The organism is Candidatus Chryseobacterium colombiense (assembly GCA_029203185.1).
In the GTDB taxonomy this organism is placed as follows: Bacteria; Bacteroidota; Bacteroidia; order Flavobacteriales; family Weeksellaceae; genus Chryseobacterium; species Chryseobacterium colombiense.
On the sequence record CP119310.1, the window covers coordinates 660,507 to 677,610 of the forward strand.

Genomic DNA, 17,104 nt, shown 5'->3' on the forward strand with positions numbered 1-17,104 from the left:
GTTGATGAAGAAAGGATATTTCGACAAGCTCAATATGACAGACTTTGTCATCCCAAAGTCACTGTCATCCCGAGCTATCGAGGGATCTGTTTATAGAAAAAACAACATTAAAAATTAATAATTAAAAGTATGAAGAAACAAAACCTCTTTTTTGTCTTATTGCTCTTTCTGGGTAATATGATACTTTACGCACAATGTAGCGTAAATGCAGGGGGAAATGCCACGATATGTGGTACTTCCTACACCTTACAGGGGAGTTCGTCGGGAAGCACGAACGGAACACCGGTCTGGACACTCGTCTCCAAGCCTTCGGGGGCAACCGATCCGGTGATCAGTAATGTAAATTCCCTGACCCCCAATGTGACCGGAATGAATTCCCCCGGGAATTATGTTTTCCAAGTGGCACAGAACTGTAGCCCTTCCGGGACGGCAACCTCTCAGGTAACAATTACAGCACCGGGAGATGTCTCTATCTTTACCGCAGGGCCGGATATTACCAACGTGAATGCCACTACAGGTACCGTTACACTGAATGGGGTGGTACCTACAGGCTATACTGCATCATGGAGCGCCTACAATATTTACAGATGGCAACGCAGCGGTATAAAAACCAGCCAGAACTCTCAGTTTAGTTCTGCAACATCGGCAACAACAACGTTCAGCCTTGTCAATAAAGCTAATCATGATATTGATCCGGCTTATGTAGTAACATTGAGGATAACCTCTATTAATAATCCGAACTGTTGGTATGAAGATACGGCTATTGTACGTTTTATTCCGAATCCGCAGATACAGCCTACTGTATCAACTACCACATGTGTTCTCAATGGTGGAAGCTATTATGTTTCGCTTCAGAGTACATCCCCTAAGTTTTCCAGCGGTTATTCTTCCACACCAGGAGCTTCAGGGAACTTTGGCACAACGGTTACCATGAATGTGACCAGCCAGCCGGCAGGAGGGAATATTGCCTATTCGGAAATTCATGATGATAACATTTATTTTACAGGGGTAAATGTGGTGGGAGTCTACAAGTTTACTTTAACAGTTACGAATGCAAGCGGGACTTACACCACACCGGAAATTACTTATACTTTCAGTGGAACAGTGCCTAATTATGTAAATTTTCTGACCTCTTCCAGACCGGAACAAATAATGATTTATGATAGCGGCAATTCAGGTGGAGAAGTTCATTGCGGCTATGCAGGACAGTCTACTCCTATTACATTCTATTATACCATTGATCCTGCTGATAATCCTGCAACCATCAATACAAATGCAGCGGTAGCAGGGATTATTCCTCCGGGAGGATCACCTACTGTGACCAACGGGGGAGCAGGTACAGCAACGAGGTCGGCTACCGTAACACCGCCTGCTGGAGGCTGGCGTGTAGGAACCTATAGGTTTAATATAACAAGAAATAATGCTGGGGCTTGTTCATCTACACAAGCTTATTACATCCATATCTCGGATGGTAATCGTCCTAACGTAACAGTACCTACTACTACAGTATGTTATCCGGGATCCGGCGTGGTAACAGCAACAATACCATTGCCTGCAGTGTATAAAGGAGTTGTAAACAGTAGCTATTTTCAGGATTTTGATGGACGTTACAGGCTGACCTTAGTCTCAAAACCTGCCGGGGCAGCAGATCCTGTATTTGAACCTTATAACAACACATTATTCACCAATACTTCGACAACGATTTCCAATCTGAACATGCAGGGGGAATATGTATTTAAAATAAAAGCAGATACCTATAACACAAGTGTAGGAACGTTTTTAGATAAAGAGTATGCCTGTTCAGGAACATCTTTAGAAGGTACATTCTCAGTATTTGTATCAGCACAGGTAGGTTCTAATGCAGGATCTACTCAGACATTGATAGGAGCATCACAAACTACGTTCAATGCCAACAATCCCGGAGTAGCGGCTACGGGTGCGTGGACACTGTTGACTAAACCTACAGGTGCTACCGATCCGGTAATTGCGACACCATCAGCTTATAATACCAGTGTTACAGGATTTAATACTCCAGGGGTTTATACTTTCAGATGGACCGTGACTACAGGGAGCTGTACCAGTACAAGTGATCTTACGGTTAATGTTGCTGCTCCGTCACCAGGAGGGGTAACAGCAGCCGTGTGGTATAAAGCAGATGCCATCACTACAGCTGATAATACATTGTTGAATCAGTGGAATGACCAGATGGGAACAGGATATAATCTTGTTCAGGCTACCGCAGCGCAACAGCCTACTTTCTCTAACCAAAGCACACTGGCCAACTTCAATCCTACTGTAACCTTTATCTCAGCAGGTCATGGAACGGGGCAGGGTGGCTTTATGGCAGCAGATCCCGGAACAGGAAATGCTATCATAAACCGTATTCAGGGAAGTATTTATATCGCGGGTAAAATGAATACCTTAGGTGCAGCGGGACTGGCAGGATTTGATCAGACCATGGATTATCCGGGATTGCATATTTCCAACAATGCGACTACGGATAAATTACTTTTTTATTCGGCAGGAAGCGGATACACTACTTTATCAACCAATCTATTTGCCGCTAAAAAACCTTTTATAGCAGGATCTTCATGGCTGAATGCTGCCGGATCTACTGCAGCCTATTCATTGGCTAAGGTATGGTTAGACGGTAATGAATCCGTTTATAACAATACCCTTCTGAATGTAAATGCAACGGATAATGCAACAACCCGTGTTTTCAGAATAGGGCGTGATACCAACTGGGGTAGCCATGACGGGCAGATGAATGAAGCCATTGTATTTGCAACGCCTCTTACCGCATCGGAAAAAGCACGTGTCGATTCTTATCTGTCGGTTAAATGGGGATCTACTTTATTGGGAGATTATGTAAATTCAGGAAATACAGTGGTATGGAATACTTCTACGACCTATCAGAATAATATTTTAGGGATTGCAAGAGATGATCTTTCCACTTTATACCAGAAACAATCACGAAGTGAAAATGCAAATCAGAAGCTCATTATAGGAGCAGGAAGCATATTGGCGAATACCAATGCAGGAAATGCTAATACATTGACAGACGGACAATTCTTATTGGCAGGAGATAATGGACTAAGACAGAATCTTGTAACGCCATTAGCATACTCAGCAGGAGCAAACGGGGTAGCCAATTATCGTTTTGAGTCGATCTGGAAAGTACAGAATACGAATAGTATAGGAACGGTAACAGTAGCATGGCCGAACGGAGTAAAGAACTTATATCTGGTACAATCTCCGGATGCCGTTTTTGACGGAACAGATACTTTTACACCAATGACAACAGAAGTAACTGTAAATGGAGTGGTGTATAACACGGCCAATGTTACCTTAGGAAATGGGCAGTATTTTACTTTTGCAGGATTTGCACAGGCACCTGGAGGAGTAGTAGGGCCGGATTTCTGGGTGAAATCAGATGATACAGGAACTATTTCTACGGCATGGAAGGACAATTCTAACAATGCTGACGATATCCCGAACGTGGGAGGAATTACCCTGTCAGCAGCAGACAGAAACCATAATTTCTATCCTTATACTTCAGGTTATACTGCGTCTAAATTCTTTTATAATTCTGCATCACTTATGAACCCACTGGGAAATGTAGAATTACCGAATACTTCTACTTCTATTTTCTCAGCGGTACGCCCTACCACCGTTAATGGAACAGGACGTATTGTGGGAATTGATGATGATGCTACCTATGCTGCTGAACCGGGAGTTTCAATTGCTGCAGGAAAACCAAGACAGTATGAATTTTATAATACAACGACGTCAACGGATTTTTCAACAGCATTTAATAATGGAATTTCCAATATATTCTCAGCTATAGCGAATAACTCTGTGGCTAACGGAGGTACTTCAACATTCTCAGGCGGAGAAAAAGTGTTAGGACTGAATGGAAGCTACGAAACAACCTCATTTACAGGTTCTAATAAGTTCCAGATTTATGGCCGTAATCTAAGGATAGGACAGGCTGGATGGGATGCAGGAGGTCCTTTTCCGGGAGATATAATGGAAGTTGCATGGTACAACCATACATTAACTGCCAATGAGCAGTCGAGAGTAAACTCTTACCTTGCTGTAAAGAACGGTGTAACTTTAAATGAGAACTACCTGTCTACCAATAGCAGTGTAGTATGGGATAGAACTGTGAATACAGGTTACAATAACAATATCTTCGGTATTGCGAAAGACGATTTCACAGCCTTACACCAAAAACAGGCAGGAAGCGTAAATGATGCACAAAAGCTTGTGATTTCCACTACAGGTTTTGCTGATAGCAATGCAGCCAACAGTACGGGATTGGCTAATGACTTACAATTCCTGATGACAGGGGATAACGGTCTTTTCCAAGGATTAAAAACACCGTTGGCTTATACGGCAGGCTCTAATGGAGCAGCTAATTACCGTTTTGAATCAATCTGGAAAGTACAGAATACAGGAAGTGTAGGAACGGTAACAGTGGCATGGCCTAAAGGCGTGAAGAATCTGTACCTGGTACAATCTCCGGATGCTGTTTTTGACGGAACGGATACCTTTACTCCAATGGCTACAGAAGTAACAATAAATGGAGTAGTATATAACACGGCAAATGTTACCATGGGGAATGGACAATTCTTCACCTTTGCAGGTTTCGGAAATGCTCCGGGAGGCGTTGCCAGTGGATTATCTTACTGGTACAGAGCTGATAAAAATGCAGCCAATAGCGGTGCGGCAACAGATGTAACAGGATGGACAGATGTATGGAATGGAACCACTGTGGCTCAGTTGGGAACAAATACATTACCGAAATATGTATTAGGAGCGTCCAATTATTTCAATTTCAACCCGGGAATTAACTTCACCGTAGGGACACAGACTTTAGGGAATAATACAGTACGTACACTGACAAACCTGGATTACGATGTATTCACTTTAACCAAAGAAGGTTTAGCTTCTGGTGGAGGAAATCCGAGATTATTCAGTGTCGGAATGGATAATACTACTTTAGGGGCTGCTAACTGGGATGCCTTTGGTATTTTCCCGAACACGAACCAATTGGAGAGAAGACCTTATGGTGCCGGAACACAGTTCCCAGGAGTAAACCCTGCGTTTGATGCTGCCATTCCAAGTATTATGTATTTCAAAAATACGAATACTATGAGTGCAAAAGGATTAAACGGTGCTGCGATGAATGCAGCTGTTAATTACGCGGCTGTAAACGCTCAATACGGGGGACATATTTTCGGAAATACTGTTTTTTCAGGTAATGGCAGTGACAATGCCGGATTTATAGGGCATATCGGAGAAACGATCGTATATGGTGCAGGAACTCTTACTGCAACCGAACGTAGAAGAGTAGATTCCTATCTTGCCATTAAGTATGGTATTACTTTAGGACAGGTAAATACAGACCATTATCTGGATACTGCCGGAAATATGGTATGGAACGGAACAACCAATACAACATACAATAATAATATCTTCGGGGTAGGAAGAGATGATATTGAGATTCTGGAACAGAAAGTCTCAAAAAGTGTCAATGCAGGAACTATACTTACCGTGGCAACGACGAATGATTTCGTTAATCCAAACCAGAATGCAGCACGTACAGGCTTTGCTCAAGATAAGACGTATTTACTACTGGGAGATAATAACAATACGAATCTTCTGCTAAACAGTATCACCGTAAATGGTTTTACAGGCGGTTCGCGTATCCAGAGACAATGGCTGGCACAGCCTACCAATGCTGTCGGTACAGTAAACTTCGGAGCAGACCTTAGTGCTTACGGAGCAGGTTTTGGAAGTGGAGACCACGTAAAAATGATAGTAGCAGATGATGCTGCATTTACAGCTAATGTAACGTATGTGAGCGGAACCTACGATGCGACCAGTGGAAAGTGGGTACATCCTTATAGTTTCACTGCGGGGCAAAATAAGTATATTACTTACGTAACGGTAGATGAGACATCTTGTACAACAGGTTGTAACGATAATACTTACCTAAATGCAACAGATCCTAATACAATAGAGTATGACAACATTATGGCAGATGAAACGACTACGATTGTAAAACAAAAAGACGGTTCGTTTTATGTATGGGGACCAAATTCATCACCTAATGTATCTACTGCAAACACTAATGTTGTATTAAACCTTCTTACACCAACGAAAATAGATCCGAGTACAACACTGCCAACTGCTGGATCAACAGGAAGTGGATTCAGCTATACCGGAACACCGTTAAAAGCAGCAATAAGCCAAGTGTATCATTTATTGACTACCGATGGGCTTTATGTTTGGGGAGCTGGTAATATGTATACTAACATCTTAGGTAACAATGCTATTACTTACAGAACTCCAAGTGGATACAGATTTGGTAAGCTGACTGTTAATAATAAAGCAGACGGATTGCCTCCGGGAGTGAGCCCGAACAATGTAAAAATGATGAGTGGCAATCAAGAAACAATAGGTATGGTGACTTGTAGCGGTGCTGCCTGGGTTCTCAGCCAAAGTTCAGTAGGTGCTGTGTACGGAGATAATACAACAGGTAGTATCGCTAATAATTCAATATGGCATCGTGTAATGATTTCTGCTACCAAAACGCTCGACAATGTTGTTGCAATGCGTGGTATAAGAAGCACTAAATTCGCTTTAACCTCTGATGGTAAACTTTATACCTGGGGTGTTAATACTTTTCTAAATGATAATAATAATCCGGTGACATCTAATTACGCAACAGAAATCAGTGTTCCCGCCGGGGTAACTCCAAAAATGATAGGGATGACCGAGGGAGTTAATGAAGGAGAAAGTTCTTATTATCTTTTAGCAACCAACGGCAAGCTCTATGCTATGGGTTATAATGGACAAAAACAGCTGGGTGACGGTACTACAACCATGAGCAAGGTTTGGAAAGAAGTAACCGCTGTCTCAGGAAGTAATACCTTGGGTGGTAATATCGCCTGGATTTCACCGGCTGATAACGTGAATGATCTTCCCTCTATAAATGTATTGACCACCGATGGAAAACAATGGGGATGGGGAGAAAGCTCACAAGGTCATTTAGGTAGTGTTAATAATTTAGGTATTGCTCCAACGTATATGCCTGGTAATGGCACTGGTGCAAACGAACTTAACATAAGTGATAAGGTGATCGCTATAAAAGATGGAGGTCAGCATGCCATCAACTTTAAGGAAAGCTCCACGAAATATGGTTTTATAGGTCTGAATACGTATGGATCTAAAGGAGATGGTACTTCCGTTACTGGGACTCAAGATCTTAAATATACTTATATATCTATTCTTGATCTATGTGCAAAAACAAGTCTAGCTTTTTGCTACAAGCCGGGTATCTTAGCAGGTACTGCGTTAGATACCAAAATGGGAATTACTGCTCTTAACAGAGCCGGAACCAACTCCGATAACTGGCCAATGGTAAGAAAAGGAGGCTGGCTGGCATTGGAATCCAAAACCAAAGCTTTTGTACCGAACAGGATAGCATTTTCAGGAGGTAACCCTGTAGGAATTGCGCCTGCTAACTTTGTAGAGGGAATGATGGTATATGATACCACCAACAAATGTATGAAGATGTACACCTCTACAGATAATGGGGCAACATTTGGCTGGTATTGTATATCTACACAAACCTGTCCGGATTAAAGCAGAATGATAGCTGCGGTTAATAACCGTAAACTAAACCTCATAGGTTTCAAAACCTATGAGGTTTTAAAAAAGCAAATTGTCATAGTCTGTCATCCAGAGGAATCAAGGAATCTCATAATGGAAGAGATGCTTTCTCCGTCAGCATGACAATTATGGTTCGAATTACTAATGAGTAAAAACATTAAAAAAATGAAAACAACAATTATTATAACATTTATGCTGATATTGGCCGGTATATCAGCAAAATCCCAGGTGGCTATCGGGAAACAGTCAGTGACCAATACATCAGTCTCTTTAGAGTTTGCCAATACGGAAAACAGAGGCTTGGTACTTCCGTATATAACCGATAAAAGCGGTATAACAGCAGAAGGAAGCATAATTTATGATACTACAGATCACAAGGTAAAATACCTGAAAGATTCAGGAGTGTGGGTAAACCTGAGTGAAGATGATGCTACTGCAGGTACAATAGGAACGGCCGACCTTTCTATACAGGGAGCAAACAAAACAGAACAATCCACCGCAAAAACAGTGATCGGAGCTAATGGATCAACGGATACCACAAGTGGTATTTTGGTGTTGTCGGATACTAATAAAGCAATGATTTTGCCTAAAGTAGCAAGTCCGCACCTTAATATTATCAATCCTTCTCCGGGAATGATGGTGTATGACACCGTAAAAAAGCAGCTTGCCGTCTATAACGGTACAGCATGGAGCTTTTGGAAACCATAAAGCCTCTGTCATCCCGAGGAATCGATCTCATAATGAAAGATGCTTCCTCCGTCAGCATGACAAAGCGATAATTGACAAACCCTGTCATCCTGGGCGTGAAGAACAGCAAACAGTCGAAGAATCTGTTGATGAAGAAAAGGATATTTCGTCAAGCTCAATATGACAAAAAGGTTTTCATCCCAAGTTTTCTGTCATCCCGAGGAATCGAGGGATCTCATGATAAAAAGATGCTTCCGTAGTCAGAATGACAGCATATCGGAAATTTGTTTTCCAGACATTTTGATTACTACATGCAAAGCCGTATATCTGTTCAGATATACGGCTTTTATATAAATAGTTATGAATGATAATATAACGTTGAGAAATATTGTTTTTCTGTTAGAATTTAGATTATATCCCTATAATTTCATCATCTATGGTATTGATGATTTTTCTAATATTTTTCATTTGTTTTTCTGAAAGGACCCCCAAACGGAAATAAAAATTCTTTACACCATTTCCTCTTTCGCTTCTACGACTGATTTCCAGATAGTACACGAAAAATTCCCGTGTTATCTTAAATGATTCCAATTTGCTTAAAGGGATTTCTAAAGTCGGCAGCTCATATTTAGCTTGTTTGATAGGATGAGTATATTTGATCAATAAGGAATGCTTTGATATTTCGAGTAAGATCACTTTTAACAGGCTCAGTCTCCATATTACGATTGAAATACTGAAAAACAGTCCTATGTAAAAATAGAGATCCTGAATATATAATAGGTTTTTTAGAACAATGAGAGATGAGATGGCGACCAAAAGCATGCTGATAAGAATCCCTACTATGCCGTTGAAATTTCTTCTTGGAGGTATTTCGTAATATGTTTTTCTTTCAGCCTCGTAGGTGTGCATATAACTTCTTAACAAAAATTCTTTTTTTCGTATTTGTCGATCCATTGGTAAGAAATTGTTTTAGAATTTTCAGGTTGTATTCAATGCTTCATGGTGATATTTTTATCGGCTTTATTTGATCGAAAATAGCTGTTATTATTCGCGCATAAAAAAGCTGTTCATATTCATTGAAAATTGTATATATAGATTCATCATCGTGTTCTGGTTTTAGAAGGGTAGCTTTTGTATCAAGCTACCCGTGGCTAACCCGTGTATTTAGTATCCCCTACTAAAAAACTTATCATTTCGCTGCAAGATTACTTATAGTTAGTGGTTTAGACAAGTAAAGTATTGAATGATTTCGGAAAATATTTGAACAAAATAACAGATTATACAGCATGTAATCCGGAAAGAAATTTCCTTATTTCTTACGCTTATTTTGTGTATAAATTATGGAATAATTACTGTAATCATTCCATTGATTGTTTGAAATTGAAGAACGGTTTTTATAAAATTGCAGACGATTTAGAAAATATAATCATCCATAAGAATATAGAAAATATAAATAATACAGTACATACACAAAGCGAGTATTTTGGTAATTAGTAACTTCTTAAAATACACACCCGATCTAGGGATTTTTCATGTTTTTGTGTGAACCTCTTTCTTTTGAAGAGGTTTTTTTGTGTATTAAGATAACGTATCTACAATGCTAATTTAAAATCATTCTTAATGGAAGATTTTATAATTTTGATAGGGTGAAAAAGCTGATTCCCATATTGTTGTTATCTTTTTATTTGGTTTCTACAACTGAACTGTATCAGTTTTTCAAAATGCCGCTTCTTATCGAGCATTATTTGAAACATAAAAATCTGAATCCTGAAATGTCTTTTACTGCTTTTATGAAGACTCATTATGATCATCCTGTGAAAGACAGCGACTCTGATCAGGATCAGAAATTACCTTTTGTATCGCATACCCATCTTCTTTCGGTAGTTTGTGTTATCAATTCAATTTTAGACTTTCATTGTACGAAGAAAGGAGGTCATTTTTTTGACGTGGTAGAAACCTTTTATAAAAATATTTTCTATCACAAGGAATTACTTAATTTTATCTGGGAGCCCCCGAAACTTTAGCCCTCTTAATTTATTTTTCCAATCAAGAATGATTGGAAAAATACGCTGTATCGACCTCTGAATAGATCTGTAATATTGCAGATGTATTAAAATCTTATATTCATTAGGTCTCTGTTTCAATCCCAGTTAAAAATTAATCAACAATACAAACAATGAAAACGTCGTCTTTAATAGTAAAAGGAATAGGAGTTATCTTTTTGTTACTGCTTGTGATTCAGCTTTTTGATACCGAAAAGAATGTCGCGGTTAATGATCCGGAGCAGTCAATTGAAAAGCACTATAAGGTACCTTCTCATATACAGGGCTTATTAAAAACAAGCTGTTATGACTGTCATTCTAATAATACGGTATACCCATGGTATAATAATATACAGCCCGTAAAATGGTGGTTGGCAGATCACGTCAATTCTGGAAAAAAGCATTTGAATTTTGATGAATTTAATGCCTATCCTAAAGAAAAGAAAATAAAAAAATTAAATGAAATTATCGAAACCGTTAAAGGCGGAGAAATGCCTCTTAGCTCGTATACATTTACCCATCATGATGCAAAGTTATCTTCTGCAGATAAATCGGAAATAGAGAAATGGGCGGTGCAGGTTAAAAAGCAGATTCAATAAAGGAGAAAATAATAAATATTATTCTGTTATGACAAAAACATTCAGTAATTTTAATACTACATCCATTTCACATGAATTATAATATACCTGAAGAGCTGAAAGGTCTTACTGAGACCGAGGTAGCAGCTTCCCGAAAAAAATACGGATATAACCGGCTAGAAGCGGTTAAAAAGGAAACATGGGCAGATATGCTTATTGACATTCTGAAAGAGCCTATGCTTATTTTACTCATATGTGTTTCTCTTATCTATGTAATTATAGGCGATTATGGAGAGGCATTATTTATGTTGGTGGCGATAATAGGAGTGACGGCGATCTCTTTTTATCAGGACAACCGAAGTAAAAAGGCCCTGGAAGAGCTCGAAAAACTGAATGAGCCCTTAAGCAAGGTGATCAGAAATTCAAAGGTTATTCAAATACCAACTTTTGAAATTGCTGTGGGAGACCTCTGCATTACCGAAGAAGGCAATCTGATCAATGCGGACGGTACAATCGTACATAGCAATGATTTTTCCGTCAATCAGTCTTCACTTACAGGAGAGAGCTTTTCTGTTTTTAAAGACAGCAAATCAGAAGATAATAAGGTATACAGCGGAACAATTACGGTTTCCGGACTTGCTGTTTTTGAAGTGGAACAAATAGGAAAAGAAACCAAAGTAGGAAAAATAGGACAATCTATATTGGGAATAAAAGAAGAAATCTCTCCTTTACAGCTTCAAATCCGGAATTTTGTAAAAGGTATGGCCATTATTGGGCTGGTTATCTTTATGGCGGTATGCATCTTCAGTTATATTAAAACGGAAGATTTTGTGACGAGTTTGCTGAGCGGTCTCACCTTGGCGATGTCTGTGCTTCCGGAGGAAATTCCTGTGGCTTTTACAACCTTTATGGCTTTGGGAGCCTGGAAGCTGATGCGGGAAGGAATTATTATCAAACGAAGCAGCATTGTCGAAACGTTGGGTAGTGTTACAGTAATATGTACAGATAAAACAGGAACAATTACTGAAAATTCAATGCAGCTAAAGCATCTTTATGACTATAAGTCTGATACGATTTATGAACAGGAGAATTTTAAAACAAAAGAACTGGATGAGCTTATTGATTATGCGATGTGGAGCAGTGAGCCAGTTCCTTTTGATCCGATGGAAATAACCCTACATAAGATTTATGAGCAGACTCAGGAACCTGACAACAGAAAGAATTATCAGTTATTTCACGAATATCCGTTGGAAGGAAAACCTCCTATGATGACTCATCTTTTTGAAAATGAACAAAAAGACAGGATTATTGCTGCAAAAGGTGCCCCGGAGGCCATCCTTAATGTTTCTAAGCTTTCAGAAGAGGAAAAGAATAAAATCAGAAATATTGTAAAAGAATTTGGAGAACAAGGATATCGGGTGCTTGGAGTTACTAAATCTCATTTTGAAGGAAATAATTTCCCTGAAAAGCAGCAGGATTTCAGTTTTGAATTTTTAGGACTGACTGTATTTTATGATCCGCCTAAAAAAGAAATAAAAGAAGTATTTAAGCATATTTATGATGCAGGGATTAAGGTAAAAGTAATTACAGGAGACAATGCGGATACCACAAAAGCCATTGCAATACAGGCCGGTATTCTGAATGATGCTCCAGCCGTTAATGGAAGTGAAGTGACCTCAAGTTCAGAAGAAGATTTAATGAAGCTTTCTGAAAAAACCACCTTATTCACAAGAATGTTTCCTGAAGCTAAGCTTGAAGTGGTGAATGCTCTGAAAGCACAAGGTAATGTAGTGGCTATGTTGGGAGACGGAGTGAATGACGGACCTGCATTAAAAGCAGCTCATATAGGAGTGGCAATGGGAAATAAAGGAACCGAAATTGCTAAATCGGCCGCAGCTTTGGTGATTACAAATGATGATCTTGAAAAGCTGGTAGTTGGAATTGCTGCGGGAAGGAGAATTTATGCCAACATAAAAAAAGCGGTTCAATATATTATTTCTATTCATATTCCTATTATTCTTACTGTCTCTTTACCATTATTTTTGGGATGGGTATTTCCTCACATATTTACCCCGGTTCATGTTATTTTCCTTGAGCTGGTAATGGGACCTACCTGTTCCATTGTATATGAAAATGAGCCTATTGAAAAAGATGCAATGCGCAGGCCTCCCAGAATGCTTACCGATACATTTCTGAACTGGAGAGAGCTTATGGTAAGTATTATCCAGGGACTGGTTATCACAGCGGGAATATTATGGATGTATCAATATTCCGTTGATCTGGGAAATGATGAACCCAAGACAAGATCTTTGGTATTCAGTACTTTGATATTTGCGAATATATTATTGAGTTTAGTAAACCGATCTTTCTATTACAGTATTTTTGAAAGTTTTAAAAACCGTAATTTTTTATTGATGGGGATTTCGGTATTGGTTCTTGTACTGTTGTTTATCATTCTGTACATAAAGCCGGTATCTGGATTCTTTAGTGTAACCCCTCTTGCTGCGAAAGAATTGGGGATAACAGTTCTGGTGGCTGCTGTTTCAGTGTTATGGTTTGAAATATATAAGCTCGTAAAAAGGAATATTGGAAGAAAATAAAAATAATCATTCTTAATAAAATATTTTATAATTTTGATTTGTGAAAAAATTGATTTCCATACTGTTATTATCGCTGTATCTGATTTCAACAACTGAAGTATATCAGTTGTTGAAAATTCCGACCTTGATAGAGCATTATTGGGAACATAAAAAGTTGAATCCGGAAATGACTCTTACAGCATTTCTGAAAACCCATTATGAAAATCCCGTTAAGGATGGAGATTATGGTAAAGATCAGAAACTGCCGTTTGTGGTTCATTCAGCGCCATTGGCCTTGATATTCACAGTTCATCCCAACTTTTATTTTGAAACAAAGTCTGAAAATTACAGGCCATTACAATCCCATAAAATTCCTTCAAAAGATGAAGATTTTTGTTACAAAGGATTTACTGGATCTGTTTGGGAACCACCAAAAGCTTTATTCATATAATTCTATTCAAATTTGATTGATCTCCAATCAAAAAATCACTATTTTCTAAAATCATTATAAAATTTAAATAATGAAAACACTATTTTCAGCCATATTAATGGTTGTATTCGCTGTTGGCATTCAGGCGCAGAGCCGTTTAGAAAGTGCCAAAAAACAAGCTTCACAAAATAAAGAGCTCATCTTACTCAATTTTTCCGGTTCAGATTGGTGTATTCCATGCATCAAACTTCATAAGAATATCATTGAAACTGATGAATTTAAAAAACTGGAAGCCGAAAATGTTGTTGTTTACATTAATGCAGATTTTCCAAGAAACAAAAAGAATCAGCTTTCTCCGGAACTGAAAAAAGAAAATGCATTGCTTGCTGATCAGTATAACCAAAAAGGGTTATTTCCTTATACATTGTTGCTGAATGCTGAAGGTAAAATTCTCAAAAGCTGGGAAGGACTGCCTTCGGAGAATGCATTGGCTTTTAGCAAAGAGATCAGAAATATTAAAGAAAATCATAAATAAAAAGTATGTTAAGAGAATTCAAAAGACCTCAAAAGTTAATGGGGAATGCTTTTGAAATTACCGTTGTAAGTAATAATGAAAGTTCTGCAAATCAGCATATCGATGCAGCTATTGTCGAAATCCAAAGAATTGAAAGACTTTTGACCACTTTCAGCGATGAAAGTCAAACCCATTTTATCAATAAAAATGCGGGTATCAAGCCTGTGAAAGTAGATGGGGAAATCTTTGATTTAATTGAAAGAAGTTTAAGAATCAGCAGGATAACGGACGGATATTTTGATATTTCCTATGGAGGAATCGACAAAAGTTTTTGGAATTTTGACAAGCAAATGCAGAAGCTTCCTAATCCTGAATTAATTAAAAAACATCTCAAATTAGTTAATTATCAAAATATTATTCTTGATCGTGAAAATCAAACTGTTTTTCTGAAACAAAAAGGAATGCGAATCGGTTTCGGTGGAATTGGGAAAGGGTATGCAGCGGAAATGGCAAAAGGGCTTCTTCAAAATAGAGGTGTAGCTTCCGGAATTGTGAATGCTTCGGGTGATTTAACGACTTGGGGAAATCAGGCAGACGGAAAACCATGGACGGTCGGAATTGCTGATCCGGATAACGCCGGACAGCCATTTTCTTATATGAATATTACAGATATGGCGGTGGCAACTTCCGGAAATTATGAAAAATTCGTCATCATTAACGGTAAAAAATATTCTCATACCATTAATCCTAAAACGGGAATGCCTGTTTCAGGTGTGAAAAGTGTTACGATTTTTTGTCCCAATGCAGAAATTGCTGATGCAATGGCAACTCCTGTAAGTATTATGGGAATTGATTCGGCTCTCAATATGATCAATCAGATCAATCATCTGGAATGCATCATTATTGATGATCAGGACAATATATATTCTTCTCAAAACATTAATTTAAAATGAAATGCTTTGTCATTCTGAACGAAATATAATGGAGTGAAGAATCTCCATATGAATTTCAGTATTGGAAATAAGCATTCTAAAAACAAATTTAAAATGAAAAACCTTATAAAAATATCAGCTTGCTTACTGATCACAGTTGCTTCAGTACAGTCTTGCACAACTGTAAAAGAGTACGAAAAAAACAAATTAAATGACGCTGAAATGGTTCTTGGAAACAGAACAATTGAAAAAACAGAACTCAGCTTTCAATCCTACAGAGAAGGATCTTCTGGCGCAAACGCAGGAAAAGTAGGAGGCGGGTGCGGCTGTAATTAAAAGTAAAATTTAAGTGTGATTTAAAATGAAAAAAATTATAATAAGCATTTTCGCTCTTTTTGGAATTTTTAATGCAAAAGCCCAGGAAACGCCCAATAGTGAGCAGCCTAAAAAACTTAGTTTTGATGAAGCCAATTTGGTATCCAGCTATTATAAGCAGAATGGAAATAACTCAGCGGTTACAGGAGGGATAGGAACAGAAAAATTAACGGATATTTCCAATACCATTGATGTAACAATGGTGAAATATGATAAAAAAGCCAGAAAGAATAAATTTAATTTCAGCGTGGGTATAGATCATTACACATCTGCTTCCTCCGACATGATAGATTTAAAAGCCAATTCATCTGCATCACATGCCGACAATCGAATTTACCCGGCTCTTAGCTGGAGTAGGGAAAATGACACGAAAGGAACTACATTAATGGCCGGAGTTTCATTTTCAACAGAATTTGATTATCAGTCCTATGGCGCCAATATTGGCTTTTCGCAAAAAACAAAAAATAGAATGGGGGAGTTTACAGCGAAATTTCAGGCGTATCTTGATCAGGTAAAACTGATTGCCCCGATTGAGCTTAGAACAAATGGGAGCACAGGAGGAGAACACGAAAATTACGGAACCAGCGGAAGAAATACTTTTGCATTGTCATTATCGTATTCACAAATTATCAATCAGAATTTCCAGGTTGAATTTTTGGCAGATGGTGTTCAGCAGACGGGATATTTAAGTTTGCCTTTCCATCGCGTTTATTTTACGGACAATTCAGTTCATCAGGAAGCTTTGCCGGATAAACGGTTCAAGATTCCTTTGGGTGTAAGAGCTAATTATTTTCTTGGAGATAAGGTAATTTTTAGAGCTTATTACAGATATTATACTGATGACTGGGGATTAAAGTCGAATACCTTAAGTCTGGAAACTCCAGTGAAGATTTCACCTTTTGTTTCGGTAAGTCCGTTTTACAGATATTATTCTCAGACAGCGGCTAAATATTTTGCGCCTTATCAGCAGCACACGGCTTTTGATGATTTCTATACGAGTAATTATGATCTTTCAAAATTCAGCAGTAATTTTTACGGAGCTGGAATCAGGATTAGCCCAAAGAATGGTTTGTTTGGTGTTGAAAGACTGAATATGCTGGAAATAAGATATGGGCATTATACCAAATCTGTAGGAATGAAATCAGACATTATTTCATTAAACTTAAGATTTAAATAAGATTTAATGAGTGTTAATTCTAATTGGGTTAAAGGTCATTGATTAAGACTGTTTAATAATCTTTCAATCTGTAATATCAATGTAAAGATCATTAAGATGAATAAGAG

General features: G+C 38.3%; 11 protein-coding genes. 10 read left to right on the forward strand and 1 reads right to left on the reverse strand.

Annotation, left to right across the window (positions count from 1 at the left end):
• Nucleotides 1-129: 129 nt before the first annotated feature.
• A complete protein-coding gene (locus P0Y62_02745; protein WEK70474.1) occupies nucleotides 130-7,656 on the forward strand; it encodes a hypothetical protein in 7,527 nt (2,508 codons plus the stop codon).
• A gap of 192 nt (nucleotides 7,657-7,848) precedes the next feature.
• Nucleotides 7,849-8,391: a hypothetical protein gene (locus P0Y62_02750; GenBank protein WEK70475.1), complete on the forward strand. Its 543-nt coding sequence runs from the start codon at nucleotides 7,849-7,851 to the stop codon at nucleotides 8,389-8,391.
• Between the two features lie 390 nt (nucleotides 8,392-8,781).
• Here the strand turns inward: P0Y62_02750 and P0Y62_02755 are convergent, their stop codons facing one another.
• Nucleotides 8,782-9,324: a hypothetical protein gene (locus tag P0Y62_02755; protein WEK70476.1), complete on the reverse strand. Its 543-nt coding sequence runs from the start codon at nucleotides 9,322-9,324 to the stop codon at nucleotides 8,782-8,784.
• Between the two features lie 692 nt (nucleotides 9,325-10,016).
• Here P0Y62_02755 and P0Y62_02760 point away from each other — a divergent pair.
• From P0Y62_02760 to P0Y62_02795, 8 genes are all read left to right on the forward strand, one after another.
• The gene (locus tag P0Y62_02760) at nucleotides 10,017-10,394 is read left to right on the forward strand and encodes a hypothetical protein (protein WEK70477.1); all 378 of its coding nucleotides are present in this window, start codon (nucleotides 10,017-10,019) and stop codon (nucleotides 10,392-10,394) included.
• A 152-nt stretch (nucleotides 10,395-10,546) separates the two neighbouring features.
• Nucleotides 10,547-11,011, forward strand: coding sequence for a heme-binding domain-containing protein (locus tag P0Y62_02765; GenBank protein ID WEK70478.1), 465 nt, complete (start codon nucleotides 10,547-10,549; stop codon nucleotides 11,009-11,011).
• A 71-nt stretch (nucleotides 11,012-11,082) separates the two neighbouring features.
• Complete coding sequence (locus P0Y62_02770) at nucleotides 11,083-13,590, forward strand: cation-translocating P-type ATPase (protein WEK70479.1); 2,508 nt, start codon at nucleotides 11,083-11,085, stop codon at nucleotides 13,588-13,590.
• A 40-nt stretch (nucleotides 13,591-13,630) separates the two neighbouring features.
• Complete coding sequence (locus P0Y62_02775; protein ID WEK70480.1) at nucleotides 13,631-14,020, forward strand: hypothetical protein; 390 nt, start codon at nucleotides 13,631-13,633, stop codon at nucleotides 14,018-14,020.
• A gap of 70 nt (nucleotides 14,021-14,090) precedes the next feature.
• Nucleotides 14,091-14,534, forward strand: coding sequence for a thioredoxin family protein (locus P0Y62_02780; GenBank protein WEK70481.1), 444 nt, complete (start codon nucleotides 14,091-14,093; stop codon nucleotides 14,532-14,534).
• A 5-nt stretch (nucleotides 14,535-14,539) separates the two neighbouring features.
• On the forward strand, nucleotides 14,540-15,466 hold the full coding sequence (locus P0Y62_02785) for an FAD:protein FMN transferase (GenBank protein WEK70482.1): 927 nt from the start codon (nucleotides 14,540-14,542) through the stop codon (nucleotides 15,464-15,466).
• Nucleotides 15,467-15,559: 93 nt separating this feature from the next.
• A complete protein-coding gene (locus P0Y62_02790; protein ID WEK70483.1) occupies nucleotides 15,560-15,781 on the forward strand; it encodes a DUF4266 domain-containing protein in 222 nt (73 codons plus the stop codon).
• A 25-nt stretch (nucleotides 15,782-15,806) separates the two neighbouring features.
• Nucleotides 15,807-16,997, forward strand: a complete 1,191-nt coding sequence (locus tag P0Y62_02795; protein WEK70484.1) for a DUF3570 domain-containing protein — start codon at nucleotides 15,807-15,809, stop codon at nucleotides 16,995-16,997.
• The last annotated feature ends 107 nt before the right edge of the window (nucleotides 16,998-17,104 follow it).